This window comes from Mesorhizobium sp. WSM4832 (assembly GCF_055811115.1).
On record NZ_JBVVQH010000025.1, the window covers coordinates 1 to 26,799 of the forward strand.

At 59.3% G+C, this 26,799-nt stretch carries 24 protein-coding genes and 5 pseudogenes; 17 read left to right on the forward strand and 12 right to left on the reverse strand.

Going from position 1 to position 26,799, the window contains the following annotated elements; all coding sequences use genetic code 11:
* Positions 1-1,669, forward strand: a 1,669-nt coding sequence (locus AC0L2L_RS28295) for an efflux RND transporter permease subunit (RefSeq protein WP_473583185.1), incomplete at its 5' end; no start/stop codon positions are given.
* Positions 1,670-2,043: 374 nt separating this feature from the next.
* Positions 2,044-2,437, forward strand: a pseudogene (locus AC0L2L_RS28300) (3-oxoadipyl-CoA thiolase); the annotation flags it as partial.
* Positions 2,438-2,555: 118 nt separating this feature from the next.
* Here the strand turns inward: AC0L2L_RS28300 and AC0L2L_RS28305 are convergent.
* Complete coding sequence (locus AC0L2L_RS28305) at positions 2,556-3,074, reverse strand: type II toxin-antitoxin system YhaV family toxin (RefSeq protein WP_473583186.1); 519 nt, start codon at positions 3,072-3,074, stop codon at positions 2,556-2,558.
* Complete coding sequence (locus tag AC0L2L_RS28310; protein ID WP_473583187.1) at positions 3,071-3,394, reverse strand: type II toxin-antitoxin system PrlF family antitoxin; 324 nt, start codon at positions 3,392-3,394, stop codon at positions 3,071-3,073. Before AC0L2L_RS28310 ends, AC0L2L_RS28305 begins: the two co-directional genes overlap by 4 nt.
* 409 nt (positions 3,395-3,803) lie before the next feature.
* On the opposite strand from AC0L2L_RS28310, the gene AC0L2L_RS28315 reads away from it, so the two are divergent.
* From AC0L2L_RS28315 to AC0L2L_RS28360, 10 genes are all read left to right on the forward strand, one after another.
* Positions 3,804-4,397, forward strand: a complete 594-nt coding sequence (locus tag AC0L2L_RS28315) for a NodA family N-acyltransferase (protein WP_473583188.1) — start codon at positions 3,804-3,806, stop codon at positions 4,395-4,397.
* 125 nt (positions 4,398-4,522) lie between these two features.
* The gene (gene nodC / locus AC0L2L_RS28320; RefSeq protein ID WP_473583189.1) at positions 4,523-5,797 is read left to right on the forward strand and encodes a chitooligosaccharide synthase NodC; all 1,275 of its coding nucleotides are present in this window, start codon (positions 4,523-4,525) and stop codon (positions 5,795-5,797) included.
* Between the two features lie 49 nt (positions 5,798-5,846).
* Positions 5,847-6,869, forward strand: a complete 1,023-nt coding sequence (gene nodI / locus AC0L2L_RS28325) for a nodulation factor ABC transporter ATP-binding protein NodI (RefSeq protein WP_473583264.1) — start codon at positions 5,847-5,849, stop codon at positions 6,867-6,869.
* Between the two features lie 3 nt (positions 6,870-6,872).
* Positions 6,873-7,661: an ABC transporter permease gene (locus tag AC0L2L_RS28330; RefSeq protein ID WP_473583190.1), complete on the forward strand. Its 789-nt coding sequence runs from the start codon at positions 6,873-6,875 to the stop codon at positions 7,659-7,661.
* A 292-nt stretch (positions 7,662-7,953) separates the two neighbouring features.
* Entirely contained in the window at positions 7,954-9,969 is a 2,016-nt protein-coding gene (locus AC0L2L_RS28335) for a carbamoyltransferase family protein (protein ID WP_473583191.1), read from the forward strand.
* Positions 9,970-10,666: 697 nt separating this feature from the next.
* Positions 10,667-12,136: a MocR-like pyridoxine biosynthesis transcription factor PdxR gene (pdxR, locus tag AC0L2L_RS28340; RefSeq protein ID WP_473583192.1), complete on the forward strand. Its 1,470-nt coding sequence runs from the start codon at positions 10,667-10,669 to the stop codon at positions 12,134-12,136.
* Positions 12,137-12,548: 412 nt separating this feature from the next.
* Positions 12,549-12,647, forward strand: a complete 99-nt coding sequence (locus AC0L2L_RS28345; RefSeq protein ID WP_473583265.1) for a hypothetical protein — start codon at positions 12,549-12,551, stop codon at positions 12,645-12,647.
* 285 nt (positions 12,648-12,932) lie between these two features.
* Positions 12,933-13,010: a hypothetical protein gene (locus AC0L2L_RS28350; RefSeq protein WP_473583266.1), complete on the forward strand. Its 78-nt coding sequence runs from the start codon at positions 12,933-12,935 to the stop codon at positions 13,008-13,010.
* Positions 13,007-13,666: a chitooligosaccharide deacetylase NodB gene (nodB, locus tag AC0L2L_RS28355; protein ID WP_473583193.1), complete on the forward strand. Its 660-nt coding sequence runs from the start codon at positions 13,007-13,009 to the stop codon at positions 13,664-13,666. Before AC0L2L_RS28350 ends, nodB begins: the two co-directional genes overlap by 4 nt.
* A 965-nt stretch (positions 13,667-14,631) precedes the next feature.
* A complete protein-coding gene (locus AC0L2L_RS28360; RefSeq protein WP_473583194.1) occupies positions 14,632-15,444 on the forward strand; it encodes a TIM barrel protein in 813 nt (270 codons plus the stop codon).
* A 14-nt stretch (positions 15,445-15,458) separates the two neighbouring features.
* Here AC0L2L_RS28360 and AC0L2L_RS28365 read toward each other — a convergent pair.
* The 3 genes and pseudogenes from AC0L2L_RS28365 to AC0L2L_RS28375 all read right to left on the reverse strand — a co-directional run.
* A pseudogene (locus AC0L2L_RS28365) lies at positions 15,459-15,617 on the reverse strand (LysR family transcriptional regulator); the annotation flags it as partial.
* A 2-nt stretch (positions 15,618-15,619) separates the two neighbouring features.
* A pseudogene (locus tag AC0L2L_RS28370) lies at positions 15,620-16,000 on the reverse strand (DUF4158 domain-containing protein); the annotation flags it as partial.
* A gap of 196 nt (positions 16,001-16,196) precedes the next feature.
* Positions 16,197-17,123, reverse strand: coding sequence for a LysR family transcriptional regulator (locus tag AC0L2L_RS28375; protein ID WP_473583195.1), 927 nt, complete (start codon positions 17,121-17,123; stop codon positions 16,197-16,199).
* 109 nt (positions 17,124-17,232) lie between these two features.
* Between AC0L2L_RS28375 and AC0L2L_RS28380 the strand changes: the two genes are divergently transcribed.
* Positions 17,233-18,045 carry a TIM barrel protein gene (locus AC0L2L_RS28380; RefSeq protein ID WP_473583194.1) on the forward strand — a complete coding sequence of 271 codons (813 nt, stop codon included), beginning with the start codon at positions 17,233-17,235 and terminating at the stop codon, positions 18,043-18,045.
* A 14-nt stretch (positions 18,046-18,059) separates the two neighbouring features.
* Here AC0L2L_RS28380 and AC0L2L_RS28385 read toward each other — a convergent pair whose 3' ends face one another.
* Positions 18,060-19,004, reverse strand: a complete 945-nt coding sequence (locus AC0L2L_RS28385; protein ID WP_473583196.1) for a LysR family transcriptional regulator — start codon at positions 19,002-19,004, stop codon at positions 18,060-18,062.
* A 168-nt stretch (positions 19,005-19,172) separates the two neighbouring features.
* Here AC0L2L_RS28385 and AC0L2L_RS28390 point away from each other — a divergent pair, with 168 nt between their 5' ends.
* Both AC0L2L_RS28390 and nolL read left to right on the forward strand, forming a co-directional pair.
* Positions 19,173-19,499 (forward strand): GNAT family protein, encoded by a 327-nt coding sequence (locus AC0L2L_RS28390; protein ID WP_473583197.1) that lies wholly within the window; start codon positions 19,173-19,175, stop codon positions 19,497-19,499.
* Positions 19,500-19,525: 26 nt separating this feature from the next.
* Positions 19,526-20,647, forward strand: coding sequence for a nodulation factor fucose acetyltransferase NolL (gene nolL / locus AC0L2L_RS28395; protein ID WP_473583198.1), 1,122 nt, complete (start codon positions 19,526-19,528; stop codon positions 20,645-20,647).
* A gap of 17 nt (positions 20,648-20,664) precedes the next feature.
* On the opposite strand, the gene AC0L2L_RS28400 is transcribed toward nolL, so the two are convergent.
* Positions 20,665-20,826, reverse strand: coding sequence for a hypothetical protein (locus AC0L2L_RS28400; protein WP_473583199.1), 162 nt, complete (start codon positions 20,824-20,826; stop codon positions 20,665-20,667).
* A gap of 22 nt (positions 20,827-20,848) precedes the next feature.
* Here AC0L2L_RS28400 and AC0L2L_RS28405 point away from each other — a divergent pair, with 22 nt between their 5' ends.
* Positions 20,849-21,754 (forward strand): LysR family transcriptional regulator, encoded by a 906-nt coding sequence (locus AC0L2L_RS28405; protein WP_473583200.1) that lies wholly within the window; start codon positions 20,849-20,851, stop codon positions 21,752-21,754.
* A gap of 109 nt (positions 21,755-21,863) precedes the next feature.
* Here AC0L2L_RS28405 and AC0L2L_RS28410 read toward each other — a convergent pair whose 3' ends face one another.
* The 3 genes and pseudogenes from AC0L2L_RS28410 to AC0L2L_RS28420 all read right to left on the reverse strand — a co-directional run bounded on the left by AC0L2L_RS28410 (position 21,864) and on the right by AC0L2L_RS28420 (position 23,688).
* A complete protein-coding gene (locus AC0L2L_RS28410; RefSeq protein ID WP_473583267.1) occupies positions 21,864-23,081 on the reverse strand; it encodes an MFS transporter in 1,218 nt (405 codons plus the stop codon).
* Positions 23,082-23,216: 135 nt separating this feature from the next.
* Positions 23,217-23,276 (reverse strand): annotated as a pseudogene (locus tag AC0L2L_RS28415) (hypothetical protein); the annotation flags it as partial.
* A 1-nt stretch (position 23,277) separates the two neighbouring features.
* Entirely contained in the window at positions 23,278-23,688 is a 411-nt protein-coding gene (locus AC0L2L_RS28420; protein ID WP_473583201.1) for an RNA polymerase factor sigma-54, read from the reverse strand.
* A gap of 644 nt (positions 23,689-24,332) precedes the next feature.
* On the opposite strand from AC0L2L_RS28420, the gene AC0L2L_RS28425 reads away from it, so the two are divergent.
* Positions 24,333-24,467, forward strand: coding sequence for a hypothetical protein (locus AC0L2L_RS28425; RefSeq protein WP_473583202.1), 135 nt, complete (start codon positions 24,333-24,335; stop codon positions 24,465-24,467).
* On the opposite strand, the gene nodU is transcribed toward AC0L2L_RS28425, so the two are convergent.
* Both nodU and AC0L2L_RS28435 read right to left on the reverse strand, forming a co-directional pair.
* Positions 24,464-26,131 (reverse strand): nodulation protein NodU, encoded by a 1,668-nt coding sequence (nodU, locus tag AC0L2L_RS28430; RefSeq protein ID WP_473583203.1) that lies wholly within the window; start codon positions 26,129-26,131, stop codon positions 24,464-24,466. The two genes, AC0L2L_RS28425 and nodU, sit on opposite strands and share 4 nt — an antisense overlap.
* A gap of 180 nt (positions 26,132-26,311) precedes the next feature.
* Positions 26,312-26,676: pseudogene (locus AC0L2L_RS28435) on the reverse strand (transposase); the annotation flags it as partial.
* Between the last annotated feature and the right edge of the window lie 123 nt (positions 26,677-26,799).

The window sequence follows — 26,799 nt, forward strand, 5'->3', positions numbered from 1 at the left end:
CGTGGTCAAGCAGGCGGTGCGTTTCCCGATCACCGTCATCCTGCTCACCGTCGGCCTTCTGGTCGGCGTCGGCTTCGACTATTCGAAATATGGCGCCGGCGTCGAGTTCTTCCCAAGCGTCGAGCCTGACTACGGCCTGCTCTATGTGCATGCCCGCGGCAACCTTTCGCTGGCCGAAATGGACGCGGCGACGAAGACGGCGGAAAACCGGCTGCTCGGCTGGCCGGGCGTGAAATCGGTCTATACGCGCGTCGGCAAGACCCAAGGCGGCGGCCAGGACATCCCGGAAGACGTGGTCGGCGTCATCCAGTACGAGTTCGTCGACTGGCGCGAGCGCAAGTCCGCCAACCAGATCCTCGACGACCTGCGCGGCGTCATGGCCGGCATTCCCGGCGTCGATGTCGAGGTGCGTGTGCCGGAAGCCGGTCCGCCGACCGGCAAGCCGATCCAGATCAGGCTGTCGGCCGCCGATCCGGCCGGGCTCGACGACAAGGCGCGCGCGGTGGCGGCACGCATCGCCAAGGTGCCCGGCGTCATCGACATTTCCGACGGCCTGCCGCCGCCCGGCGTCGACTGGGCGATCGAGGTCGATCGCGCCAAGGCGGCGCAATACGGCATCAGCCCGACCTCGGTCGGCACGGTGGTGCAACTGGTGACCAACGGCCTCAAGCTCTCCGAATACCGGCCGGCCGGCGCCGACGACGCGGTCGATATTCGTCTGCGCCTGCCCGAAGACCGGCGCACGCTGTCGACGCTCGACGAGCTCAGGGTGCAGACCTCGCAAGGGTCGGTGCCGATCTCGAACTTCGTCGTGCGCAAACCCGAGCCGACCGTTGGTATCCTGAACCGCATCGACGGCGCGCGCACCGTGGTCGTGCAGGCCAATGTCAGCGCCGGCGCGCAGGTCGCGGCGGTGCAGGAGCAGGTCACCAAGGCGGTCACCGACATGGATCTTGGCAGCGGCATCCGCTGGAAGCTTGCCGGCTCCAACGAGGACAGCGCGGAAGCCAGCGCCTTCCTCGGCAAGGCCTTCGGCGCCGCGATCTTCCTGATCTTCCTGGTGCTGCTTGCGCAGTTCAACAAGTTCACCAGCGTGTGGCTGGTCTTGTCCTGCGTGGTCATGGCGACGATCGGCGTGTTCCTCGGATTGCTTTTGACCGGCGAAGCCTTCGGCATCGTCATGTCCGGCATCGGCGTCATCGCGCTCGCCGGCGTGGTGGTGAACAACAACATCGTGCTCATCGATACCTATGACCGGCTGCGCGAAGAAGGCTGGGACAAGATGGATGCGGTGCTGCAGACCTGCCGCGAGCGCGCCCGCCCGGTGGTGCTGACGGCGGTGTCGGCGATCCTTGGCGTGCTGCCGATCGCCTTCGGCCTCGGCCTCGAAATCTTCCATCACGAGACGACGATCAACGCGCCGTCGACGCAATGGTGGATCTCGCTGTCCTCGGCGATCGTGTTCGGCCTGTCCTTCGCCACCTTGCTGACGCTGGTGGTGACGCCCTCGATGCTGATGGTGTTCACGCGTGGTAAGAACAGCCGCTTCTATGCATTCTTCCGTCGGGTCTTCCGGCGCGGCAAGACCGTCGGTGCCACTGTAGAGGCCTCCGTGAGGCCGGGGTTGCTCGACGAGCTGGCGATCGCCTTCCCGAAGGCCGCAGAATAGGTCAACCTTGCTTGGAGCGCCGCGCGTATTCTAGTAGCGCGAAGAAACAAGGCTGCCCGGGACAATCCAGCGGCCTTTTGTATTGTCCTGTCATGCAACACCTCAAAGCGGCGAGTTTCTCATGACGCTCAGCCAAAAAATATCAGAAAACAAAGTTGCAGTCATGAACCCCACCCCCTGCCACTTAGCTTCATCCTAGAACAATACACGCCCGGATCAAGTCTTTCGGCCGCGCGTTCAAGCACATAAGCCCAGCAGCTCTTGCCACTCGATGGCGAAGACAGAGGCATCCTACCTGCCAAAACGGCACATGGCATGGCGACAAGTAGATCGTTCCACAACGTGTCGGTGTAAGACTTCTCAGTGCCGATCACGCGAAGGCAGCAAAGAAACATCGACTGACGCCGATCGACCACATCGTTGGCGGCGCGACGGCTGGCGTCGCGCCGCACATCATGGGCGTCGGCCCGGCGCCGGCGGAAACTCTGCGCTCGCCTTGCCCTCGCCAGGATCTATTCAATGTCGTCGAATCGAATGAAGCCTTCACCTCGCAAGTCATGGCGGTGCTCCGCCAACTCGGCACCGCCGAGGATGCCGCGCACGTCAACTCGAACGGTGGCGCGATTGTGCGCGGCCACCCGCTCGGCATGTCCGCCGCGCATCACCGGCACGGCAGCGCTCGAGCTGAGCGAAGGCGGTGGCAAACTCACGCTCGCCACCATGTGCATCGGTGTCGACCAGGGTATTGCGATCGAGCTGGAACGGGTTTCACGCTCGAGAGGACCGGATTTATCGTATTCGATCCGCATGAAAGGCAACGAAGTTCGCGGACCAAGTTTGTAAAGCGCCGACCAACACCGTCGCTTCGAGCTGGTACAGTCCCTGGCTAGTCATCCGTGGCGGTTTTGACAACCGCTTTGAGCCGTTCTGTCGAGGCCTTTGCAGCTTTTAGCAGCGCATTGAAATCGTCAGGAGGATTGCCGCTGCTTAGCATGCTTTTGAAAGTCGCGTAGGCATCTGTCTTGCTACCATAGGCTCGCAATGTCTCGTCATCGTTCACCCAGGCCAGCACGATGATTTTGCTGGCGCTATCAAACCGGAAAAACAAACGATACTGCTGAAAAAACTTCGCTCGGAACCAGTGCTTGCGGTTGCTGCCCAGGGTTTCACCCTGTCGATATTGCGCCGCGCCGGGTTCGCTCGGAATATCTGTCGTCACCAGTCTGGCAATTGCGGCCAGCCGCTTGGTGCAATTCTTTTTCCGATAATTTGCCGGATCGCGCGCCTTACGGTTCTCGACTTCCTCGATCAACTCTTCGAGTTGATCGAGGAAGAGCGAATGCGCATAGATCGACCACCCATTTATGACGAGGGGACCACTCGCTGGGGCGCCTGGTCTTGTCATTCGTCATCGGCAGACAGTGCTGCGTCGAGATCAACATCGACATCCCCGACCAACGCCTTTAACCGATCATAGAGCCCCCCCTCGAACGTCTTCAGCCGCTCGGGGTGAGCTTTTATATCCGCCTCAAGGGTATCCAGGAAGGCGCCGAGCGCCGGGTCGGCAATCTCACGCACTGCCTCGATATAGACCCGACCGCTCGGTTCTGTGAAATACCGGATCTGATCGCCCTTCCTAAGCCGCAACTGCTTTCGCACGCCGCTCGGTACGGTCGTCTGATAGCGATCGGTGAGCTTCGAAACATCCTCAGCGAGTGCAACCATGTCAGCCTCCTGAGTTCTGACTTTCACGATTCTGATGACAGGTAATGCAAATGCATTGTCTCGTCAAGAGCAGCCAAGTCGCGAAGATTCAGTCGGGCCCATCCTCCACTAGATCGCTGCTTCGGCACGAGGCGCTGCCACCCCCCGGCGGGCCGCTCTTGGAGCAGGTTCTGTCACCGACAGCTGCCTCGTTGCCGTCGCCTTATGGGCCAATCGAGCACGGCCGGAAGGTTCAAATCATGGGCCTTCGAAACGCATGATTCTAACATCCACAGGGTGGATGCTCGCGATCTAAACAATCAATTTTACCAATCTGGGCGCGTCGTCCATAGACCGCTCACATGACATGCACCGCCGCCGCACCACCGCGTCAGGTGCACAAAAGAACCCGAAAAGAGGAAGTCTTCCCATGCGCTCTGACGTGCAGTGGAGGTTGTGCTGGGAAAATGAGTTGCGGCTTTCCGATCACCTCGAACTCTCTGAGTTCTTCCGGAAGGTCTATGAGCCTGTCGGAGCCTTTAGTGCAAAGCAATTCGCAGGCGGTCGAAGTTGGGCCGGTGCAAGGCCAGAGGTCCGCGCCATTGGCTATGATGTGCACGGGGTGGCGGCTCACCTGGGCGTGCTGCGCCGATACATCAAAGTTGGCGACGCTGATCTGCTTGTCGCTGAACTCGGTCTATACGGGGTGCGTGCGGATCTTGAGGGGCTGGGAATCGCCCATTCGATCAGCGCGATGTATCCGGTGCTGCAGCAGCTTGGCGTTCCATTCGCTTTCGGCACGGTTCGGCACGCCCTCCGGAATCATGTTGGCAGGTTCTGCCGTAAAGGCTTGGCGAGCATTGTGTCGGGCGTTCGCGTGCGTTCAACCCACCCGGACGTGTACCCCGATCTGCCTCCCACCCGAGTCGACGACGACGTACTCGTCATGGTGCTCCCAATTGGACGCTCAATGAGCGAGTGGCCAGCCGGCACTTTGATCGATCGGAACGGTCCAGAGCTATGAAGAACTCCCGCAATCATATCAGCCAGCGCGACCCGCCCCTCATCGCTGATCGGCCCGAATCCAGCATTGGCCGCGGATTTGTTGTCCGCTCGCTTCCTCAAATTCACTGAAGAACCTGACATCTCATGAACCTATTTGCCTCTGCCAGTACTGTTGCCATCTGCTCTTACGCGCTGCTGTCGACCGTCTATAAGACCGCGCAGGTGCTTTATACCCTGCCTGCAAACGTACCGCCGACCGCGGACGAACCGGCCGACTGTGAGCCTTGGCCGAGCGTCGATGTCATTATCCCGTGCTACAACGAGGCACCTCGCACCCTCTCGGACTGCCTGGCTTCCATTGCCAGTCAGGATTATGACGGAGAACTGCAGGTCTATGTTGTTGATGACGGTTCTGGAAACCGCGATGCCCTCGTAGGTGTACACGAGGAATACGCGCACGACCCGAGGTTCAACTTCATTGCGCTCCCAAAGAATGTCGGAAAGCGCAAGGCACAGATTGCGGCGGTTCGCCGATCGTCCGGAGATTTGGTGCTCAATGTAGATTCGGACACGATACTTGCGCCGGACGTCGTCACAAGGCTTGCGCTAAAGATGCAAGATCAAGCGATCGGTGCCGCCATGGGCCAGTTGGCTGCTAGCAATCGCAGTGAAACTTGGCTGACGCGGTTGATTGACATGGAATACTGGCTCGCCTGCAACGAAGAGCGGGCAGCGCAGGCTCGGTTCGGTGCCGTCATGTGTTGCTGCGGTCCGTGTGCCATGTACCGGCGATCCGCGCTTGTTTCGCTGCTGGATCAGTACGAGACGCAGCGCTTTCGAGGCAAGCCGAGCGACTTCGGTGAGGACCGCCACCTTACGATCCTGATGCTGAAAGCAGGCTTTCGAACAGAGTATGTCCCGGAGGCCATCGCGGCAACAGTCGTTCCCAACAGCATGGGTCCCTATCTGCGCCAACAGCTTCGCTGGGCCCGGAGCACGTTCCGTGACACGTTGCTGGCGCTCAACCTGCTGCGCGGCCTTAATATTTATCTCACATTGGACGTGATTGGGCAGAATCTTGGCCCATTGTTGCTCTCTTTGTCGCTCCTGGCGGGACTCGCGCAATTCGTAACGACAGGTACTGTGCCTTGGACGGCATGCCTGACGATTGCGGTCATGACTATGGTTCGCTGCAGCGTGGCAGCGTTTCGTGCGCGCCAAGTTCGATTTCTCGGATTCTCGCTCCACACACTCATCAACATCTTTCTCTTGCTCCCATTGAAAGCATACGCGCTGTGTACATTGAGCAATAGCGATTGGTTGTCGCGAAGCTCTGCGGCCAATGTGCCAAACACCGGCGGCGCCATTTCAAAGCCCGCCTTGGTGGGATCTGACGCAACTTACAGCGAACAGCGATAGTCACGTGATCGCAGGTGGAAGAGTCTTGAGCCAGGACCAGAAAGATCAAGTGTTGAGTCGGAAGTTGGACCCAGAGGATTTGCGGCGCATCGAGACTCCTCCGATCGAACGGGAGTCTCACGGGCAAACAAGCGCGAAGAGCGCCGTGCCTGACTCTCTGTCGACCGCGGCAGTCGATTTCGCCGGCGTAACCAAGTCGTATGGGAACAAGGTCGTTGTCGACGAACTGTCGTTCACCGTTGCGTCGGGAGAGTGTTTCGGCCTCCTCGGACCAAACGGGGCGGGCAAAAGCACGATTGCGCGTATGCTCCTCGGCATGACATGCCCTGACGCCGGCGCGATCACGGTGCTCGGCGTCCCGGTGCCGGCGCGCGCTCGGCTGGCACGTAGGGGCATCGGCGTGGTCCCGCAATTCGACAATCTCGACCAGGAATTCACCGTACGCGAGAACCTGCTGGTGTTCGGCCGCTACTTCGGCATGAGCACACGCCAGAGCGAAGCGGTCATCCCGTCGCTTCTCGAGTTCGCTCGCCTCGAGCGCAAGGCGGATGCGCGCGTCTCGGAACTGTCCGGCGGCATGAAGCGATGCCTGACGATGGCGCGGGCGTTGATCAACGACCCCCAGCTCATCGTGATGGACGAGCCGACCACCGGCCTCGACCCGCATGCGCGCCACTTGATCTGGGAGCGGCTGCGCGCCCTGTTGGCGCGCGGCAAGACGATTATCCTGACGACGCATTTCATGGAAGAGGCTGAGCGATTATGCGATCGGCTGTGCGTGCTCGAAAGGGGTCGCTACATCGCCGAAGGCCGCCCGCAGGCGCTGATCGACGAGCATATCGGATGCCAGGTCATGGAGATTTACGGCGGCGATCCGCATGAGTTGCATTCGCTGGTCAAGCCACATTCTCAGCGCATCGAGATCAGCGGCGAAACCCTCTATTGCTATGCGCCAGACCCTGATCAGGTGCGCACACAACTCCAGGGGCGACCAAATCTGCGCCTTCTTCTGCGTCCAGCCAATCTCGAGGATGTTTTCTTGCGGCTGACCGGTCGCGAGATGGAGGAGTGAACGATGATTGAAGGTCTTGCGGCGGTGCTGCCCGCCAATGCGTGGAACTGGGTTGCGGTGTGGCGCCGCAACTATCTGGCATGGAAGAAGGTCGCGTTCGTCGCGATTCTCGGTAACCTCGCCGATCCAATGATCTACCTTTTCGGCCTCGGTGCCGGCCTCGGCATAATGGTCGGCCGCGTCGACGGTGCGCCCTACATCGCCTTTTTGGCGGCCGGCATGGTCGGGGTCGGTGCGATGACCGCCTCTACCCTCGAAACACTGTACGCGGCTTTCGCTCGCATGCATTCTCAACGCACATGGGAAGCCATGCTATATACGCACGTTACCCTCGGCGACATCGTTCTGGGTGAACTGGCGTGGGCAGCCACCAAGGCCTTCCTGGCCGGTATGGCAATTACCATTGTCACCGCAGGGTTGGGCTATACAGCCTGGCCGTCCGTCCTCTATGCGCTGCCATTCATTGCTCTGACAGGGTTCGTATTTGCCAGCATCGCGATGGTCGTCACCGCACTTTCGCCCAGCTACGATTACTTCGTATTCTACCAGACGCTTATCCTTACACCCATGCTGTTCCTGTCGGGCGCCGTCTTCCCATTGAACCAGCTGCCTGCCACCTTTCAGCAGATAGCGCGATGCATGCCGCTGGCACATGCGATCGAGCTTATTCGTCCGGTAATGCTTGATCGCCCGATCAGCGGCATGGCCCTGCACATCGGTGTGCTCGGCCTGTACGCTCTGTTGCCATTCTTCCTCTCGATGGCGCTGTTGCGCCGCCGACTGATGCGCTGACGCGAGAGAGAAGGAGATAAACTATGCGCTATGGACGCAAATAAAAACGACATCGCCAGCATGCGCCGCGAAGGTTTTTGGCTGGCGTCGATTCGATCTCACAACGCTATGGAACGCCCGGGGTATCGAGCACAGGGTCTTATGTTGATCCCGGCGGACCCAAGAGAATTTCCTTGTGGTCAGTAATGTCTGAGTGGCGTTCGCCGGGCGAACGACAACGCGGCCTTCTTTCTGACCGAGCGGCCTCGAGATAGGCCAATTTAGTATTCCTGTACGACAAATGGAGAGCGAGATGCTGTGTCTAGGATTGAACGGCGGATTGGACAAAGTCTATGAAAACAGGTTTCAGATTCCAAACTCGTTCATGCACGATGGCGCTGCGGTGCTCGTCCGGGACGGACAGGTCATTGCGGCCGTAGAAGAGGAGCGCCTCAATCGGATCAAACATTCCAACAAGCTCCCAATTAGTGCGGCTCAATACTGTCTTTCAGCAGCTGGGGTTCAGCTCAGCGAAATCGATCGTGTAGCGTTCTACGCCAGCGAAGATTATAGCAACGCCATGCTCGAAAACATGCTTGCTTCCCAGCCGGACGCCTCCATTCCGTTGGATGCCAGACTGTTGATGCAGAGGCTGCTGGCGCAGGAGTTCGGTACCGAGATCGACCCTTCGCGTATCTCATTCGTAAGTCATCATCAGGCGCACGCCGTGAGTGCTTTCGCAATGTCGGGCTTCGAGCAAAGTCTGATCTTCGCGGTTGATGGCTCTGGTGATTTCCTGTCGGGCCTTGTGGCGGTAGGATCTGGTACTGAAATTACGCAACTCGCGACTTTCCCGGAGAACAATTCTCTGGGGCAATTTTATCTCGAGACGATCCGGTATCTCGGCTACGGCTTGTTCGACGAATACAAGGTAATGGGGCTTGCCCCCTACGGCGATCCCGCTCCCTATCGCGAGCTTTTCGAGCAGTTCTATGAACTCTCCGCAAACGGCGCGTATCGCGTCCACCTGGACCGCATCGGTCCGACTTTGCTCCGCAGCATTCAGGTCCGGCAAAAGGGAATGCCATTCACTCAGCAGCATAAGGACGTGAGTGCGTCGTTACAGGAAGCGCTCGAACGCATCGTGTTTCACATTCTTCGCCATTATCGTGAGGCCACCGGGATGACTCGGTTGTGCCTGGCCGGCGGAGTTGCGCACAATTGCTCCATGAACGGCAAGCTGCTCTATTCAGGACTTTTCGAAGACATCTTCGTGCAGCCAGCATCGCATGACGCCGGGTGCGCATTAGGCGCAGCACTAATCGTGTCTAACGAGCTGGGCCGCCCCGCGCCGCGTGCGCGATTGCAGGAGGTTTATTGGGGGCCGGAACTCGCGAGCGATCACGCCGTCGAAGAGGAACTAAAGGCATGGGCGGGGCACCTGGAGTTTGAACGCACCGAGGAGGTGGCGGATAGGGCAGCCGAGTGGATGGTCGGTGGCGCCGTGATCGGCTGGGTGCAAGGTCGTTCGGAGTTCGGGCCGCGAGCGCTCGGAAATCGCAGCATTCTTGCCGACCCCAGGCCCGCTTCAAACAAAGACCGGATCAACGCTATGGTCAAGAAGCGGGAAGGATATCGCCCGTTCGCCCCATCCGTGTTGGAGGAGGATGCGCGCGAATTTTTCGATCTCCCGGGTAGTGCGTGCGAATTTCCCTTCATGAATTTCGTGGTTCGTGTGCACGATTCCAAGCGTGATTTGCTCGGCGCCATCACGCATGTCGACGGTACGGCTCGGCTGCAAACAGTCTCGCGCAAAGCCAGTCCGGCCTACTGGGACGTCATCAATGCCTTCAAGCAGCGGACAGGCATCCCAATTCTGCTCAATACGTCCTTTAACAACAATGCCGAGCCGATCGTAGATTCAGTTGCAGACTCGATTGCCACGTTCCTGACGACAGAGCTGGATGGACTTGTGGTCGGGCCGTACCTCGTCAAAAAACGGGCCGCAACGCTGCAGGATTGGACTGCGCTCGCGGTTTCATTGCCGCCTTATGTATCCCTGCATAAAGTCCGCGAATACACGGCGCAGGATCGCCACGAGACCGTCTGCGAAATCCGAACGGATCACCGTGACTGTGCGCGTATTTCACATGACTTGTTCGATCTGCTGACGCGGATCGAAGGCGAAGCCGTCCTCGCGGATCTCCTCGACACAATTACGCAGGATCAAGCCCAGCGCGACGCTCTCACAGGAGAGCTGCGACGATTGTGGGAGCAGCGCCACGTTCGGATGCATCCCTCGCAAGCTGCTCGCGCCCACCAAAACTGATGCCAAGCCTGCACGACCGATAACGGCTGCCGAAATACCGGCGTGTCAAGCACCATATGACATGCCGCTGCTGCGGAGATCCGGAGCAATTGGCCGAACACCCGGATCCTGATCCAGGCCGGCAGGCATTTATTGCAGTCAGCAGGTCATCGACTGGTGCCGAGCCGGCAGTTGGAGCCGCGTCGAGCGCGTCATCGCCCGTGTCGAGGAAAGCGAATGAGGGGGTGGCCAAGCGAGCTGTTCGATTCGTCAGGCGCATTGGACGTCGAGGTTAAAACCATTGATGTCGAGAGGGATTTGGTCGGTGAGGCTGTGAAGCGAACAGTTTGGGTTAAAGCGATCCGTGGCGGCATAAAGCCAGGCGATAAGGCGGCGCAGACTCCGATGTCTGGCGGACGCGGGCCAAGCCGGCCGAGTGATTGATCAGACTGTCGGCATCGCCAAGCCTAAGGCGCGCACGACGGGGCGCCTCGCCGTTGGTCGATCTTGTCGCCACTTACCGGTTTCGTTCCGGTGATGCGATTGGTTTCCTGAAAAAACCAGCCGCATCGTAGCAATGATGGATCGCGCGGGTAGCCGAATTGGCCGTTCGCAAACTGTGCCAGTTTATCAGTCTTGGATCGGTGGACGGGCCTCGGAGTGTGCTCTTGGCTTTCGGAAAGAGTGGCTGCAAACTGATTCAGTTGCAGGAAAAGAAATGGTCCAGTCTCCAGGTCCCGATGGCTCAACCCGTTCGTACGGCATGGGTGCGCGCCAGATCTACGAAGCGCTTCGCGAACAGATACTGAGAGGCATCTACGACAGCGGCAGCCTACTGCCGTCCTCACGTGGTCTCGCCGAGGAACTTGGGGTCTCGCGAACGACCGTTACCGCTGCCTACGAGCAGCTGGCTGCGGAAGGTTTCATCGACGTCCGTCAAGGCGCACGCCATCGTGTCACATCCTCACTGCTGGGACATGAGCTAACCGCCAATGCCCCAAAACGGGTCGGCCCGGATCACTTGTCAAGCTATGGCGAGCGGCTGCGTGGCAGTCCGCCCTGGCCGGATTACCTGCCGAACACGCTGAAGGTCGATTTCCGATATGGCGACCTGGCGCCCTCAGATTTCCCTGCATCGGTTTGGAAGCGCGCTATGAACGCGGCGATGGCGCAGCGGCCGGCACGGCTCGCCTACGACCATCCGTGCGGTTCGCGCCGGCTTCGCCAGGCGCTTCAGGGCTATCTCTGGCGCGCCCGCACTGTGCGCTGCGACCCTGAGCAGATCGTCATCGTCAATGGTTCCCAGCAGGGGCTCGATCTCTGCGCGCGCCTGCTGCTCGACCCAGGGGACAGCTTCGTCATCGAGGACCCCTGCTATAGGATGGCGCGCCAGGTCTTTGCCAGTACAGGTGCCACGCCCGTTCCCGTCGAGGTTGACGAGCACGGCATGCAGACGGAGCGACTGGCGGGGGTCGCGGCCCGGCTGGCCTATGCGACGCCGTCGCATCAGTTTCCGCTCGGCGGCGTCATGCCGATCGCGCGGCGGCATCAGCTTCTGGAATGGGCGCGCCACGAGAGCGCCTACGTCATCGAGGACGACTACGACAGCGAATACCGCTACGATATCAGCCCCGTTCCCCCGCTGCACAGCCTGCAGGATCATGGGGCCGTCATCTACCTTGGGACCATCTCCAAGACGCTCTCACCGATGCTGCGCATCGGCTATCTCGTCGTCCCGGTGGAATTGCAGCAGGTTTTCGAAACCGCCAAGCAGTTTGCCGACCGGCATTCTCCGGCGGCGGAGCAGGAGTCATTGGCCTCCCTGATCGAGAGCGGCAGCTATGAAAACCATGTGCGCCGCGTGCGCCGCCTTAACGGCGAGCGCCGGGAGGTGTTGCTAACCACCATGAAACGGAGGTTTCTAGATAGGATTGCCGTCCAAGGGGCAGAAGCTGGACTGCACGTCGTCATATGGTTCAACGACCTGCCGCGATCGCGCGAAACGGCGTTGGTCGAAGCCGCGCAATCCGCGGGTCTGGGTCTGCACCCCATTTCCCCGCTTTATTATCGGCAGTCGAGAGCCGGCGAGGCCGATCGCGTCGGGCTTGTCATGGGCTATTCCGCCTTGAGCATCCGGCAGATCGAAAGAGGCGTCGACATGCTGCGGGACGTCGTCGCTCAACTCTGAGACGCTGACGGTTCCCGCACGCGGGGGTAGGGCACGTTCGCGGGGTGCTCATCGTAAACAGTTCATCGCCGAAACAATTGTGCAACGGCCGCGCTCATGGCCGGCTTACTTGGGTTGATGCTACTTGCCCCTTGACGTTGCGCTCGGCCGGTGCGTCGCACTACCAGGAGGTTCAGATCAAGGCCTTTGCCTCATGTATCCGCAACGTGAATGCTTGTCATCGAAACAATCGATTTTGCGGATTGGAAAGGACGTCGCATAGGAAGAATTCAAGGATGCAGCCCTAAGGTGTTTGTCGATGCATGCGTTGGCCCCGAGGAGCATGTCGGCTCTTCGCGACAAGCTCCCTCAGGGAGCGTAGGCGCCTACCTCAGGGATCAACAACAAGTCGAGGTTTTCCATGCGCTCTCAAATGCGGTGGAGGTTGTGCTGGGAAAATCAATTGCAAGCAGCCGATCATGTCAAACGCTCCGACTTCTTCCAAAAAACCTATCAAGGACTAGCCTTTTAGTTCAAAGCTGTTCGAAGCCAATCGAGGTTGGCCTGGTGCTTCGGGCGATCGGCTACGACACGCCGGGCGTGTACCCGGCGTGTCCGCATCTTGATCGACTCGGAACCAGCAATTCATTTTGCGTTCCATATCCGCTGCGTTCGCCACGGCGGGGCACGCGCTGCGCAACCAATTTGAGGGGCCTGCAGAGACGGCGGGGCGGCGATTGCGTCGACGTTCGCGTACGGTCCACTCAGGAGTGCCGAACCTCGAACTGCCGTCTCGCGCATTGACCACGTGCTCCTCGTGCCTAGGCCGATTGCGAGGCCGATGAGCGAATGGCCGGCCGGTACAACAATTGACCGTAAGGATCCGGAGCTATGAAACACCGTGATGAAAGATGGGAGGTGCAGAGTGAATGCGCTGATGGAACCGGCCGTCGGAGCGTTTATCTGACCTTTGACGACGGTCCCGATCCATTTTTCACGCCACAGATACTCGATGTGCTGGCGCAAAATCGGGTGCCCGCGACTTTCTTCGTCATCGGTGCCTACGCCGCAGAGCACCCGGATCTCATCCAGCGAATGATCGCGGAAGGGCATGTGGTAGGCAATCACACGATGTCTCATCCGGATTTGTCCAAATGCGACTTGGGTGAAGTGCAACGTGAGGTATTTGAAGCCAACCGTGCCATTATGGCAGCATGCCCGCAGGCCTCGATCCGCTACATTCGCGCGCCATACGGCGCCTGGAGCGAAGAAGTGTTCACTGCGTCAGAGATCGCCGGGCTGGCCGCCCTTCATTGGTCGATAGACCCGAAAGACTGGTCGCGCCCCGGCGCCGACGCGATCGTCGATGCAGTGCTCGCCGCGGTCCGGCCCGGCGCAATCGTGCTCCTGCACGACGGTTGCCCTCCCGACGAGTCGAGACGGAGCACTCAAGCCAGTCTGCGCCACCAGACCGTTATGGCGCTGTCTAATCTGATTCCGGCATTAGATGCCTGCGGATATGAAATTCGCCCCCTTCCAGAACATCACTGAAATCCGGGACCTGTATGGTCTAGCTTATGAAGGCTTACAGGCCGGTTTACGCACTGCGGACAAGCGCTTTGTCGACTTCGGACGAACTGGTCGGCTCCGCTGTTGGCTGAACGGCTGCTGCCACCTGCTACAACCGAGATCAAGGTGATCGCAGCGGCGCAAGTCGCTAATCCAGAGCTGGTTCCGCAAGGATGGGGCGGCCCGCTGCTATCTCCGGCGACCATACCGTGCCGGCTATGCGCTTTTGGGCCTACACGAGAGCCTTTCCCGCTGGGAAAAGAATTGGAGATCGCTCGGGCGCGCCACCGCGCCTCCGTGAACGGCTGGTCGGCATTGCAAGGGCTCGGCGTACTCTTCGCTTTAGCCAAGGAGCACTGACCGCCGCAGTTGAATAGGGTTGCATCCCGTAGCCTTCGGCGAGAGCTGGGGTCCTAGGCAGCCGTCACCGTTTGCGGGATTACGCCCCACCACTCGGCTGCGAAGACCGCAGCCCCTCGGCTCGCACACCCCCCGTGGATATGCTCCTTGATCGTCACGACGATCCGGCGCGCAGTGCCATCCTTCACCAACTGGACCACTTCGATAGCTTCTGACTGGCGGTGTCCAACGGGCCAGATTGCCAGTATTTGACTTGGCTACGCAAGAAGTTTCGCGATGTACACCCCTCCCGCTTTCCGCGGCGGAAGGATTGCCTGCGCGCTTGATTGGCGGATTACTATGAGGAAGCAGATGAATGGCTGCGAGGCAGCTTCGGTCATGCACGTATTCCGGTCATTTCTCAGAAGTCGCGGCAACACCCGTCGCGTGAAAGTCGGCTCATAAGTGAGAGAAAAACATAGCGTGACAGAGACGACTTCGACTGACTCGCTTCCCGCATGACCATCATTTCCGCCCTCGTGAATTAACGCACCATAGAAGCCAGTCAGCCGAGAATGACGGCCGCTTCATTGAAGGAAAGCCAAGCCATGCGCCAAGCAGCGCCCCGCTTTGCACTCGACCACATGGCGACGCCAGGACTCGACGTTAGGGCACTTTTCGCTTTTGCCCGTGACCAGGGGCTGACCGACGTCCAGATCCGCAGCCAACCGCGTAGCAATGCTATTGCACTCGGCATCCCGGCGGCGGTCGTCCGGTCTGCCGCCGCCGAAGCAGGCGTTGGGATTATTTCCGTCAATGCCTTGCAGCGCTTCAATGAGTGGACACCCGCCCGCAAGGCCGAGGCGAGCAAGCTCGCCGATTATGCGGCGGCCTGCGGAGCCAAGATGCTCATGCTGGTGCCGGTCAACGACGGCTCCTGGCCAGCCAATGGCGAGCGCCGCGGCGATCTCCACGTCGCCTTGAAGGCGCTCAAGCCGATCCTCCAGTCGCGCGGTCTGATCGGTCTCATCGAGCCGCTGGGCTTCCAGACCTGCTCGCTTCGATCGAAGAACGAAGCGGCTAAGGCCATTGCCGCTGTTGATGGCCAGTCGGTCTTCCGCCTCGTGCACGACACGTTCCACCACACGCTCGCCGGGGAGGCCTTCTTCTCCTGCGACCTGACCGGTCTCGTGCACATTTCAAGAGTGAACGATCCAATCCACTGGATCTACCCGGATCGCGTCCTGGCAGGTTCCGACAATGGCAGCCAGATCCGGGCGCTGCTTGATGGCGGTTATGGTGGCCCCTTCTCATTCGCACCGTTTGTCGATGCAGCCCACCCGCTCGACGACTTCGCAGGCGCACTTGCCGCGAGCATCGATCTGGTCCGACACGGCCTATTGACGCGACTGGCGGCGTGAGACGCGGGAGCAAATCAGGGGCGCCTGCGACGCCCTTTGGCGTCCCGGGGAGAAATCATTCGAGACGCCTCCTGTAACAACACCTCTCGCATCCAGAGGCTTGCCGGATCGCTGTTGTGAAGGGCGGGCCATTGGACGGCCTCGGTGAATGCGGGAAGCGGCAGCGGAAGTTGATATCGACCGAAATTTCTTCGATCAGCGCTCTCTCTGCCCGCCGACGAGCAATCGAGCGGCCCGCGAGCCCTACTCGCTCGACCGTCTCGGTCATCGGAAGCAGGGAACCGTGTTCCCGAAAGGACGCCGCGATGGCTTCGCAATCCCGACGCTATCGCCGGATATTGTTGCCGCTCGAGTCGCAGCCAGTAGCGCCGCTTGACGGTCCTCCCCGTCACGCTCTTTGTATCCAGATAATCATCGAGCGCGCGGCGTGGTCGCGACGGGCTTCTTCACGGCGCGCATAGAGCGCGAACGTTCCGAGGTCGGCGCAGACCTGATCGGCAACATACTTTAGCATTGCGCGAGGCGGAGCCCCTCCGGCGGCGAGCACTCTACCTGGGGGCCATCAGACAGCGGAGCACCCTGGCCAGCCATCGTGCTCCAATCCGTGCTCATTCCTTGCTTTTGCAGCAGCATGCAGCGCCCTTCCAGCATCGTAGGCGACCTCAAGGCGAACGGACCCTACGAGCTGTCAACGAGATCCGCCGATGATTGCGTCTGACTGACCCCTCGTTTTTGTTTTTGCTCCACCTTTCCTAAGCCCGCTGCAGTTCTCGCACCGGCTCTGGTCTTGCCGGCTGAGGCCGTGAATGCGCCTCAGACGCCACCGTCATAAAAGCCTGAAGTGCCGCGGAGAGATACTCGTCGCTACGCGTCACAAAAACAGTCGGCGCCGACCGCAGGTTGTGAGGTAGCTGGTGTATGATGACCTGTCCGTCCGCTGCCGCATCCTGAACGACCCCCCGAGGTAGCATGGCCACCCCAACCCCGGCGGCGACGCAGCCGATGATCCCGTCCATTGTTCCGAGTTCCATCCAGCGGCCATGCGTTACCCCAGACGCCGCCAGGAACATGTCCATGCGCCGGCGGTAGGAACAGCCCGATCGAAAGGCGAGGACCTTCAGAGCCGGTGATGCGGCCAAGGCCTTCAGATCCGAAAGCTCGCGAAAGCGCGGCGAGGAGATCACAACGAGCTCCTCTTCGACGATCGATAGGCTTTTCAGTCCGGGATGAGCGATGGGGCCGGAGACGAACGCGCCATCCAGGTTACGTGCGACGACCTCGCTGACGAGCTTTTCCGTCGGGGCAGCCTCCACCAGTACGTCGACCTCTGGATAGTCTGCAGCGTAGCGGATCAGGATCGGCGGAAGGCGAAGCGCTGCAGTAGTCTCCATCGTGCCGATCCTGAGTAAACCGCACGGCGTACCGCGGTCTGTGACGACGCGCTTGGCTTCATCCAGAAGCTCTCCGACGCGCTCGGCATAGGGAACGAGCTGAATGCCGGTGGCTGTCAGTGTAACCCCTCGCCTGGAGCGATGAAAAAGCGGAGCACCGATTTCCTCCTCAAGCGATTTTATTCGCGCGGTGACGTTGGACTGCACCGTGTTGAGTACACCGGCAGCCCCTCCGATACTGTTTGCTCTCACAACCGCCTGGAAAAACCTGAGGTCAGCGCTGTTCATCAGCCATCTCCTTTTCAGATGAAAAACATCTGATCTAATCGTTTGTCTTAAGTCAAGTGTCGCAATAGCGTCAAAAAAATTTCCGGGAACATTGAAGGAAAGCCAAGCCATGCGCCAAGCAGCGCCCCGCTTTGCACTCGACCACATGGCGACGCCAGGACTCGACGTTAGGGCACTTTTCGCTTTTGCCCGTGACCAGGGGCTGACCGACGTCCAGATCCGCAGCCAACCGCGTAGCAATGCTATTGCACTCGGCATCCCGGCGGCGGTCGTCCGGTCTGCCGCCGCCGAAGCAGGCGTTGGGATTATTTCCGTCAATGCCTTGCAGCGCTTCAATGAGTGGACACCCGCCCGCAAGGCCGAGGCGAGCAAGCTCGCCGATTATGCGGCGGCCTGCGGAGCCAAGATGCTCATGCTGGTGCCGGTCAACGACGGCTCCTGGCCAGCCAATGGCGAGCGCCGCGGCGATCTCCACGTCGCCTTGAAGGCGCTCAAGCCGATCCTCCAGTCGCGCGGTCTGATCGGTCTCATCGAGCCGCTGGGCTTCCAGACCTGCTCGCTTCGATCGAAGAACGAAGCGGCTAAGGCCATTGCCGCTGTTGATGGCCAGTCGGTCTTCCGCCTCGTGCACGACACGTTCCACCACACGCTCGCCGGGGAGGCCTTCTTCTCCTGCGACCTGACCGGTCTCGTGCACATTTCAAGAGTGAACGATCCAATCCACTGGATCTACCCGGATCGCGTCCTGGCAGGTTCCGACAATGGCAGCCAGATCCGGGCGCTGCTTGATGGCGGTTATGGTGGCCCCTTCTCATTCGCACCGTTTGTCGATGCAGCCCACCCGCTCGACGACTTCGCAGGCGCACTTGCCGCGAGCATCGATCTGGTCCGACACGGCCTATTGACGCGACTGGCGGCGTGAGACGCGGGAGCAAATCAGGGGCGCCTGCGACGCCCTTTGGCGTCCCGGGGAGAAATCATTCGAGACGCCTCCTGTAACAACACCTCTCGCATCCAGAGGCTTGCCGGATCGCTGTTGTGAAGGGCGGGCCATTGGACGGCCTCGGTGAATGCGGGAAGCGGCAGCGGAAGTTCGACGATCCGCAGGGGCAAGATTTTTTCGAAATATTTAACCAGCCGGAACGGCATGCTCGCTATACGCGATGTGCCTGAGACCATCGGCGGGATCATGCTAAAAGCCTGTACGACGATCTCGACACGTCTCTTGAGACCATGCTCAAGCAAAAACCGTTCCTCCATGGATGGCGTCTGCGCACGGCCGAACTTGACTGCAACGTGCCTCATGGACATGTAGCTCTCGAATGTAAGCTGCCCTGGCAGCTGCTTGTTCGTGGGGCAGCATACGCACACCAGTCTCTCGTCGAACAGCGCCACTCTTGGATGCGCGCTCGACATGAACAATTCCGGACAAATCAGGAAATCGACGTCGCCGCGCCGGAGAAGCTCATCGGGCTCGTCGTCGAGCGGCAGCAATTCGAAGCTGACGGCGGGTGCTTCGCGTGCAACACGCTCCACGATCTTTTCAAAAAACACGAGTGTGACGAAATCGGAAAGCATGATCCTGAAGCGGCGATCGGATAGAGCCGGGCTAAACGGATCCCAAGAAATAATCGAGGACTGGATTTTCAGGAGTGCGCCGCGAACTGCGGGAGCGAGTGTCTCCGCACGCTGCGTTAGAATCCGTTCGCGGCCGCTCATCGTAAACAGTTCATCGTTGAAATAATCGCGCAGCCGGCCGACGGCCGCGCTCATGGCCGGCTGACTTAGGTTGATGCTGTTTGCCGCCGCCGTGAGGTTGCGCTCGCTCAGCAGTGCGTCGAGCACGACGAGAAGGTTCAGATCAAGGCCCTTGAAGCGCATAGCTTTCACTTATCCATAGCATGGATGCTCGCGATCTAAACAATCGATTTTACCAAACTTCCAGGGGGCTGCATAGACGACTGACATGCACCCGATCACGACACAGCACGGCGTAGCGGCTCACTTGGACCTGCCCCCCGTTTCCTCACGGTTGGCGAGGTTGATTTCTTGGTAGGCGAACTCGGACTGAACAGGGCGCATTCGGATCTTGAGAGACTCGGAATGAGCCATTCTATCCGCGTCATGCGTCTGGTGCCGCGGCAGCTTGGCATTCCATTCGCTTTTGGCACGGTTCGGCACACGCTGTGGAACCATCTTGGGAGGTTCTGCAGAGACGGCCTAGCGGCCATGGTGCCGGGCGTTCGCGCCGCCACACATGATCGCGACCGCCACTGCGATCGAGGTAGCGGTCAGGCGCTGAGATTTTGTCCGCCCGGTTGCAGCCAGTCGCCCGACGATATTATGCCGCGATCCGCGCCCGGAAACAGCAAGTAGCAACCGCGACAGATAGGCTGAGTCTGATGCTTGAACACATAACAGTCGGAGCGAAGGCACGCGGCTCGCGCCCGGCAGGCACAAAAAACCGAGACCTAAGCCTTGATTTCGCCAAAGGTATACTCATTATCTTGGTGATAATTGGGCACCTACTACAATATTGTATTTATCGAGGCACTGACGCTTTCTGGATGTCGCCGTATTACAAGTCGATATACATATTTCATATGCCTCTCTTTATGGCGATAAGCGGATACCTTTCTTCTGGGGCAATTTGGCGAAAACCGTTCATTCAAGGGGTCGGCAATCGAGCAACCCAGTTACTCCTACCAATGCTTTTTTGGTGTGCGTTGATTTGGACGCTAAAGTCCGCCGTGATAGTTCCGGCGAAAAGTTTAACTGGTGGATTGTCGGATCTGTCGACCGAGGTCATTGGAACATACTGGTTCATATGGGCGGCATTTATTTCGTTCGTCCTAGTTAAGTTTTTTACAACTTTCAATCGTCTATCGATGTGGATCATAAGCGCATCTGCAATTGCGGTCGCATTCGCGCCCATCACATCATCGATAATCCCGTCGTTAAGATACACATATCCATTTTATTGTCTGGGGTTCTTTTTCGCCCAATCGAAAGGATGGCAAGAAAGTATCATATGGACTCACAAATCGATTGTGTTGGTTTTACTTTCGATAACAGCTCTCCTATGCTTCCTCTGGTGGGACAAGCAGACCTACGCCTTCAACAATCTTGTGCTAATCAACGATGAAGGGTCAGCTAAACAAGTATTGCTGATGTTCGCCGGCTCTGCAGCGGCTTCTGCAGTGGCAATGCAGTTCATGTTCCAGTGCTGGAGAGTTGTCGCTTCGACCAGAATGGCTCACTTTGTCGCGGTCGAACTCGGTCAGAGCACGCTGCTGCTTTATCTGGTTCAGGGTGCCGTGTTTCGCCTCACGGATTTTATACAGTTTGGAGAAGCCTGGAATCTCACGACCAGAATCGCGTTCGCAAGTGTTCTTGGAGTGGCCATTGTCGTCACAGCGATGGCAATTCGCAAGATTGCGCGGGACCTTGGATATATGTCGCAGATCGTTGTCGGAGCCCCGCCACGCCAAAGTCTGCTCAAATCTCAATCTGTAATCAATTAGCCAGTGCAAAATTCATTTCATAGCTCCGGAGCCATCCGCTCAACTGTTGTGCCCGTCGGCCATTCGCTCATCGACAGCGCAATCGACATAAGCACGACGCGCACGTCCTTCATGGGCGGCAGGGCGAGATACAACACCTCTGAGTGGGACCGTACGCAAATGATCGCGATGACAAGCAATCACGTTACGGATGGATGAGGCATGCGTTTCAAAGGCCTTGATCTGAACCTTCTCGTCGTGCTCGATGCACTGCTGACTGAGCGCAACCTCACGGCGGCGGCAAACAGCATCAACCTAAGTCAGCCGGCCATGAGCGCGGCCGTCCGCCGGCTGCGCGATTATTTCAACGATGAGCTGTTTACGATGAGCGGCCGCGAACGTGTTCTAACCCCACGTGCGGAAACACTCGCTCCCGCAGTTCGCGGCGCGCTCCTGCATATCCAGTGCTCGATTATTTCTTGGGAGCCGTTTAGCCCGGCTCAATCCGACCGCCGCTTCAGGATCATGGTTTCGGATTTCGTCACACTCGTGTTTTTTGAAAAGGTCGTGGAGCGTGTTGCACGCGAAGCACCCGCCGTCAGCTTCGAATTGCTGCCGCTCGACGACGACTCCGATGAGCTTCTCCGGCGCGGTGACGTCGATTTTCTGATCCTTCCGGAATTGTTCATCTCGAGCGCCCATCCAAGAGCGGCGCTGTTCGACGAGACATTCGTGTGCGTAGGCTGCCCCACGAACAAGCAGCTGCCAGGCCGGCTTACATTCGAGAGGTACGTGTCCATGAAGCACATTGCGTTCAGGCGCGGCCGTGCGCAGATGCCATCCATCGAGGAACAGTTTTTGCTTGAGCATGGCCTCAAGAGACGTGTCGAGATTATCGTTCAGGCCTTTAGCATGATCCCGCCGATGGTCTCAGGCACATCGCGTATAGCGACCATGCCCTTCCGGCTGGTTCAACATTTCAAAAAAAGCTTCCCCTTGCGGATCATCGAACTTCCGCGGCCACTACCCACGTTCACCGAGGCCGTTCAATGGCCCACCCTTCACAACAGCGATCCGGCAAGCACCTGGATGCGGCAGATAATGTTGCAGGAGGCATCCCGTATGTGAAGTCGCGGCGCTCCTGGGTAAGGTCAGGCGGCGATTGAGATCCCGCCGCTCGCGATCCGAAGCCTGCAACCGACAAAAAATCGTGCGCAGGATCGGACCGCCCGGCGGTCTAGGGTTCGCGCTTCGGGCCGAGCAAGACCACTGTCAGGGCAGCGACGAACGAGGAAACGGCGCTGTAGGCAAAAACACTGGCCACGCCGGCATTGTCCACGAGTAGTCCGCCGAAAATCGCGCCGGCTGCGATGGCCACTTGGAACGTTGCGGCCATCAGCCCACCGGCGTTTTCGGCATGCTCGGGAGCGGCGCGCAGCACCATCCATGTCTGCAGTCCCACCGGCACCGCCCCGAAGGCAAAGCCCCATACGGCAACAGCAATCACCGCGGCCCAGGCCGATGTTCCCAGCGTCAGCAGCGAGACAGCGGCCAGCGCTATGATCAGGGGCGGCAGGGCCGCGACTGCCTTGAGGCTGTGCTCGGTCAAGAATCCGCCGGCCAGATTGCCGAAGAAGCCTCCGATGCCAAAGGCGAGCAACACGAGCGAGATCGTCTCGATATTGAGCGCGGGAACATCCTCGAGGAAGGCGCGCATATAGGTGTAGCCGGCGAAGTGCCCGGAAGCGGCCAACAGGACCACCAAAATCGCGACTTTGATCGTCGGATTCCTGGCCACATCCAGCAGACTGCGAAAGCTGGCCGCTCCAATCGGAGGCAGCCTCGGAAGGGCCACGATTTGCACTAGCAGTGTAACGGCGCCTACGACCGCAGCGATCATGAAGGCGGTTCGCCATCCCCAGATGTCGCCGACATACGCGCCGATTGGAGCCGCGCAAACGGTAGCGACGGTAACGCCTGTGAGGATGATCGACATGGCGCGCTGCAGGAGGTGACCTGGAACGAGCCGCATCGCCAGCGCTGCCGAAATCGACCAGAAGCCTCCGATCGCTATTCCGAGCACGACGCGGGCGGTCAGAAGAACCGGCAGGGACCCCGCGGCGGCCGACAAAACGTTCGACAGAATCAGCAGCAGCGTCATCGCCCACATGACGATCCTTCGGTCCAGGCGATTTGTGATGATGGCCATCGTCGGCGCCGCGATAGCACCGACGATTGCAGTCGCTGTCAGCGCCTGTCCAGCTGTACCCTCGGTGATACCGAGATCATGCGCGAGCGGCGTCAGCACGCTGGCAGGCAAAAACTCTGCCGTCACAAGCCCGAAGGTGCCTAAGGCAAGCGAAATGACCGCACCCCATGCGGGACGCGACCGTTGATCTGGCTGTTCTGGGTCATGCAGAACTCCGTCCATGAAGCCAGTCGCGGATTCGGTCATGAACCGGGTCTCCAGTTTCGATGCGCCGCAACGTCGGCGAGGCTGCGCTGACCCGCATGAACCCCAGAAGCGCCTTCCCCTGCGGCGTTGCACTAAGTTGGGGATGTTCATCGTTTCGCGATATGTTTCGACGCTGCGGCGCTCGATATCGACGGCCCTTTCCTTGAGCCGGACGATGTCATCGTGAGAAAGCACGTCATCTGGCTATTCTCCGGCGGCGATTGTCGACTTGATCCGAGGGCGGACAGCTTCGACGCAGTGCGTGTCGCCACCTTGTGAGGAGGCGATCGCGACGGTGAAAAAATGACTCCAGTTTGACCAGGCCGCGGGTAGTCATGTATTTGCTCGACGCTTGGCTTGCCGTCGACTGATGCACCTTGATCGCATCCGCGACAGTCCTGAGATTGAGAGGCCGCAGGTGGGCGACGCCGTATTCCAAAACGACATCCTGCTCGCGGAGACGTGTGAACGACAATTGGGCGAGCGCCACGCCTTGGTTCGTCAGTCTCGAACCAGTCATGCGCAAAGCAGCTACCGAGCAGGAACGTCCGGAGGAAACGTTCGGCGCAAATGTGCACGGTCTCCTTGGGCGCTCGCGTTTTGCCATGGTTCTGTTTTGTAGCTTTCTACGTGCTTTGATGGGCTCTAACCGATGACAGCAAGCGCCATACCATTCGGTTGCAGGCGCCGAACCTGACCATGTTTTGCCGAAGCCCTGTTGGCTTGAGCAGGGCCGCCGTGCCTTGACCAGACCGAGCGCCGCACAATTGCTTGGGCACCCGAACCGACCAAAAGTGCTGTATTGTCCGGGGCAATCGCCACTTGCGTCCCGGCTCGGGAAGACGAAAACCTTTCCGGCCGCGCCGAGCCCGATGCATTGCCGCACGCCGGCGGGCCCTGCATCGACCGCGTTCTTCAGTGGGTGATTGCGTGCGCAGGCCGGCGATCTGGGAGACGCGGCCGTCGCACCTGTGTCATCGCGCTGTTGCCGCTCCCCAGTCGAGCAAGATCTTTGGGTCCGAAGGCGGACAAGAATGTCACAAGCGCGACCAAAAGATCGCCACGGCCCGTCTGCCCGTACTGGGCAACGGTGCAAGGCAAACGGCACGGTGATCGGCGCGCAACTTGCTCCGACAATTTGGTCAGTGGGAGGCGTCAGCAGTGCTGCATGGAGCTCAGCGGTGATTGACCAACGACTAGCGGCGTGGGGGTTGTCGAATCCTGACGCGAAATACCGTGAGGAGAGCCTTGATGCCCTATCCTTCGACGAACATGGGCATGGAACGCAGGCTGCTCTGCCTGATGCTGCCGCGTGCACGCGCCAAACCAGGCGTGATCGACCCTATCACACACAGCCAGCCTTATGATGACCGGAGCGGCGACTAGTCCGTCTTGGTCAACAGCAACCCATTGCACCAAACGTGGTCCACGCACCCCCACTCACACGCTGCCGACGCATCCGGAAAGAATCCCCGTCCGTTTAGGTTGGCACTCGTGTTGCAGAGCAGCGGAATGCCAGTGAGTTGTTCGTATTCGACCAGGAGCTCCGCAATTGGGTGATCGGATTTTCTGGAAACCGTCTGTAATCGTGCAGTCCCGTCGAGATGAATGACTGCAGGGATTTTCTCTTTCCACTCCGAACGTGTTCGGTGATCGAACAGCATGTAAGGATCCGGCGTGCCAGGTTCGAATATCTCAACTGCGCGATCCTCCAAGCATATTGGCGCTACCGGCCGGAAGTGCTCTCGACGTTTTACTTTGTTGAGGTGGTCCTTCATTTGGGGCGAAGTCGCGGCCGCCAGGATGCTTCTGCCTCCCAAGGCACGTGGACCAAGCTCTGCACGGCCTGTGAGGAAAACGACCGGCTTGCCGTCGGCGAGCACGCTGGCAAGTTCTGCCACGCTGCATGGAGCAGCCTGCCATCCCGGCGACACGGCGCCATCCTTCATGTTTGGTCCGCTGTAGACCGACCAATCGAGGTCGACGAAGCCTTTGCCGGCAGCCAGCGCGCAGCAGGCGGCACCGATCGCCGACCCGCTGTCGTTTGGGAACGGAGGCACCCAGACTGCATCGAACAAACCGCTCGCGCGAAGTGCACTGTTCCATTTTATATTCAGCCCGCATCCGCCCGCGATGCACAGGTTTCGCGTTCCGGCAACCGAGAGCCCACGCAGCGCGACTGTCATCTCGCGAACGAGAAGACGCTCGAGAAAGGCATGAAACGAGGCGAGTATGTCCTCGGGTGTCTGGGCGACCAGCCGTGACTCGGCTACATCGAAGAAATCATGCACCGCCGTGAGTAACGCGTCTTCGGAGCGGCTGTTGTGTCTGTATTCAATAGCAAGCTTCGTGTCGCCGGAGAAATGTTGGTCGTAAAGCTCCTCAAACACTGTCACGATCTTTTCGTTGACATCTCCGAGCGCGATATAGGCCATCAGCTTGCCGGCTATATCCAGGTTCCAGCCCGTCCTCGTTTCCTGCCTATAAGGACCGAAGTGTTGGCCCGCGGCGGCATAGGCATGACCCATCAGCGGAAACAGGCATTCGATAAACCGCACTCCGCTTGGCTCCACGTGGTAAAGCCGCGGGAAAATGAAGCCGTCCCATACCAGGCAAAGGGCAGGTTCTTTGGCTTTGGCGAATGAACTGGTGCAGTATGCGGAAGCTACGTGGCCAAGGACATGCGGATAGCTTTCATAAGAAAATGTCGCGCCGCCCAGCACGAGGCCTGAGCCGTGATAAGCTGCCAGGGGATTTTTAGGATCCCGCTCCACATATGGTGCCCCGTTGAGAGTGACCGGCGTGCCCTCACTGACAACGTGGAATTCCGACTCGATCTCACCGTCCCAGCCATCGATGACGAACCGGTCAACATCGCGCGGATCCAGGCCATTTTCCGCCAAGGCGGCAACAATCGTTTCAAGACGATCAATGGATTGATATCGTGGATTATTGTCGAGTTTCTCCTGCTCGATGCAAAAGACCAATCGGCCGTCCTCGACGACAGCGATCGCTCCGTCGTGCGTTAGCTTGATACCGCAAATTCGCATAATAGATCCGTGTCAAGGTTAGCTGTGGAGCAACTGTAGAAGAATTGAGGAAACGTGGGCTGGAAAGCACGGGGTATGGGCTTTTAAGCAATGCGCTATGCAATATGATGACGAATCGGTAAACTTGTTTGTTTGGATATACTGTATCCATGGCATGGATATGCGGCCCGTGCCCACAGGCGTCATGCAGGCGAAGGTGCGTCCGACGAGCCAACGGCGCGGAATGACTTCGACGCCCTTCGCCGCGTCTGAGCGCCTGACGATCTCGACGGTGAGTCGAGGAAGGGCTGCCTTGTCCGTGAGCTTAGTGCGGTCATAGCCGCCGTCGGCGAACATGCTTCAGCCAGGCCCAGCGCTGCAGACGCTGTCGAGGATCATCTGCACTCCGGCACGTCGGAAATGTCGGCGGGCGTCACATTGACCGTTAACAAGCGGCCGTCGGTGTGGACCGCGATGTGACGCTTGCGTCGCACGATCTTCTTGCCCGCGTCGTAACCCCTTGTCTTTGCTTCCCGAGCTTTGACCGACCGACTGTCGAGGATGCCTCGAACCCCGCCAATCCGCTGCCCGCATTGCAGCACACCCTTCTTCGGCCGGCAGTTGATCCTGCTTGGTCTGAAATTCGCTACGAGAACGCGATATCATTGCGACGACCAACCTGGATTGAC

Bases quoted from the DNA above. Each gene is read 5' to 3' on its own strand.
- AC0L2L_RS28345 (WP_473583265.1), top strand. From the start codon at position 12,549: ATGCGGTGGAGGTTGTGCTGGGAAAATCAATTGCAAGCAGCCGATCAT.
- pdxR (WP_473583192.1), top strand. From the start codon at position 10,667: ATGGTCCAGTCTCCAGGTCCCGATGGCTCAACCCGTTCGTACGGCATG.
- AC0L2L_RS28385 (WP_473583196.1), bottom strand. From the start codon at position 19,004: ATGCGCTTCAAGGGCCTTGATCTGAACCTTCTCGTCGTGCTCGACGCA.
- nodB (WP_473583193.1), top strand. From the start codon at position 13,007: ATGAAACACCGTGATGAAAGATGGGAGGTGCAGAGTGAATGCGCTGAT.
- AC0L2L_RS28335 (WP_473583191.1), top strand. From the start codon at position 7,954: ATGCTGTGTCTAGGATTGAACGGCGGATTGGACAAAGTCTATGAAAAC.
- nolL (WP_473583198.1), top strand. From the start codon at position 19,526: ATGCTTGAACACATAACAGTCGGAGCGAAGGCACGCGGCTCGCGCCCG.
- AC0L2L_RS28410 (WP_473583267.1), bottom strand. From the start codon at position 23,081: ATGACCGAATCCGCGACTGGCTTCATGGACGGAGTTCTGCATGACCCA.
- AC0L2L_RS28360 (WP_473583194.1), top strand. From the start codon at position 14,632: ATGCGCCAAGCAGCGCCCCGCTTTGCACTCGACCACATGGCGACGCCA.
- AC0L2L_RS28310 (WP_473583187.1), bottom strand. From the start codon at position 3,394: ATGGTTGCACTCGCTGAGGATGTTTCGAAGCTCACCGATCGCTATCAG.
- nodU (WP_473583203.1), bottom strand. From the start codon at position 26,131: ATGCGAATTTGCGGTATCAAGCTAACGCACGACGGAGCGATCGCTGTC.
- AC0L2L_RS28330 (WP_473583190.1), top strand. From the start codon at position 6,873: ATGATTGAAGGTCTTGCGGCGGTGCTGCCCGCCAATGCGTGGAACTGG.
- AC0L2L_RS28315 (WP_473583188.1), top strand. From the start codon at position 3,804: ATGCGCTCTGACGTGCAGTGGAGGTTGTGCTGGGAAAATGAGTTGCGG.
- AC0L2L_RS28420 (WP_473583201.1), bottom strand. From the start codon at position 23,688: ATGGCAAAACGCGAGCGCCCAAGGAGACCGTGCACATTTGCGCCGAAC.
- nodC (WP_473583189.1), top strand. From the start codon at position 4,523: ATGAACCTATTTGCCTCTGCCAGTACTGTTGCCATCTGCTCTTACGCG.
- AC0L2L_RS28425 (WP_473583202.1), top strand. From the start codon at position 24,333: ATGCCCTATCCTTCGACGAACATGGGCATGGAACGCAGGCTGCTCTGC.
- AC0L2L_RS28305 (WP_473583186.1), bottom strand. From the start codon at position 3,074: ATGACAAGACCAGGCGCCCCAGCGAGTGGTCCCCTCGTCATAAATGGG.
- AC0L2L_RS28405 (WP_473583200.1), top strand. From the start codon at position 20,849: ATGCGTTTCAAAGGCCTTGATCTGAACCTTCTCGTCGTGCTCGATGCA.
- AC0L2L_RS28380 (WP_473583194.1), top strand. From the start codon at position 17,233: ATGCGCCAAGCAGCGCCCCGCTTTGCACTCGACCACATGGCGACGCCA.
- AC0L2L_RS28375 (WP_473583195.1), bottom strand. From the start codon at position 17,123: ATGAACAGCGCTGACCTCAGGTTTTTCCAGGCGGTTGTGAGAGCAAAC.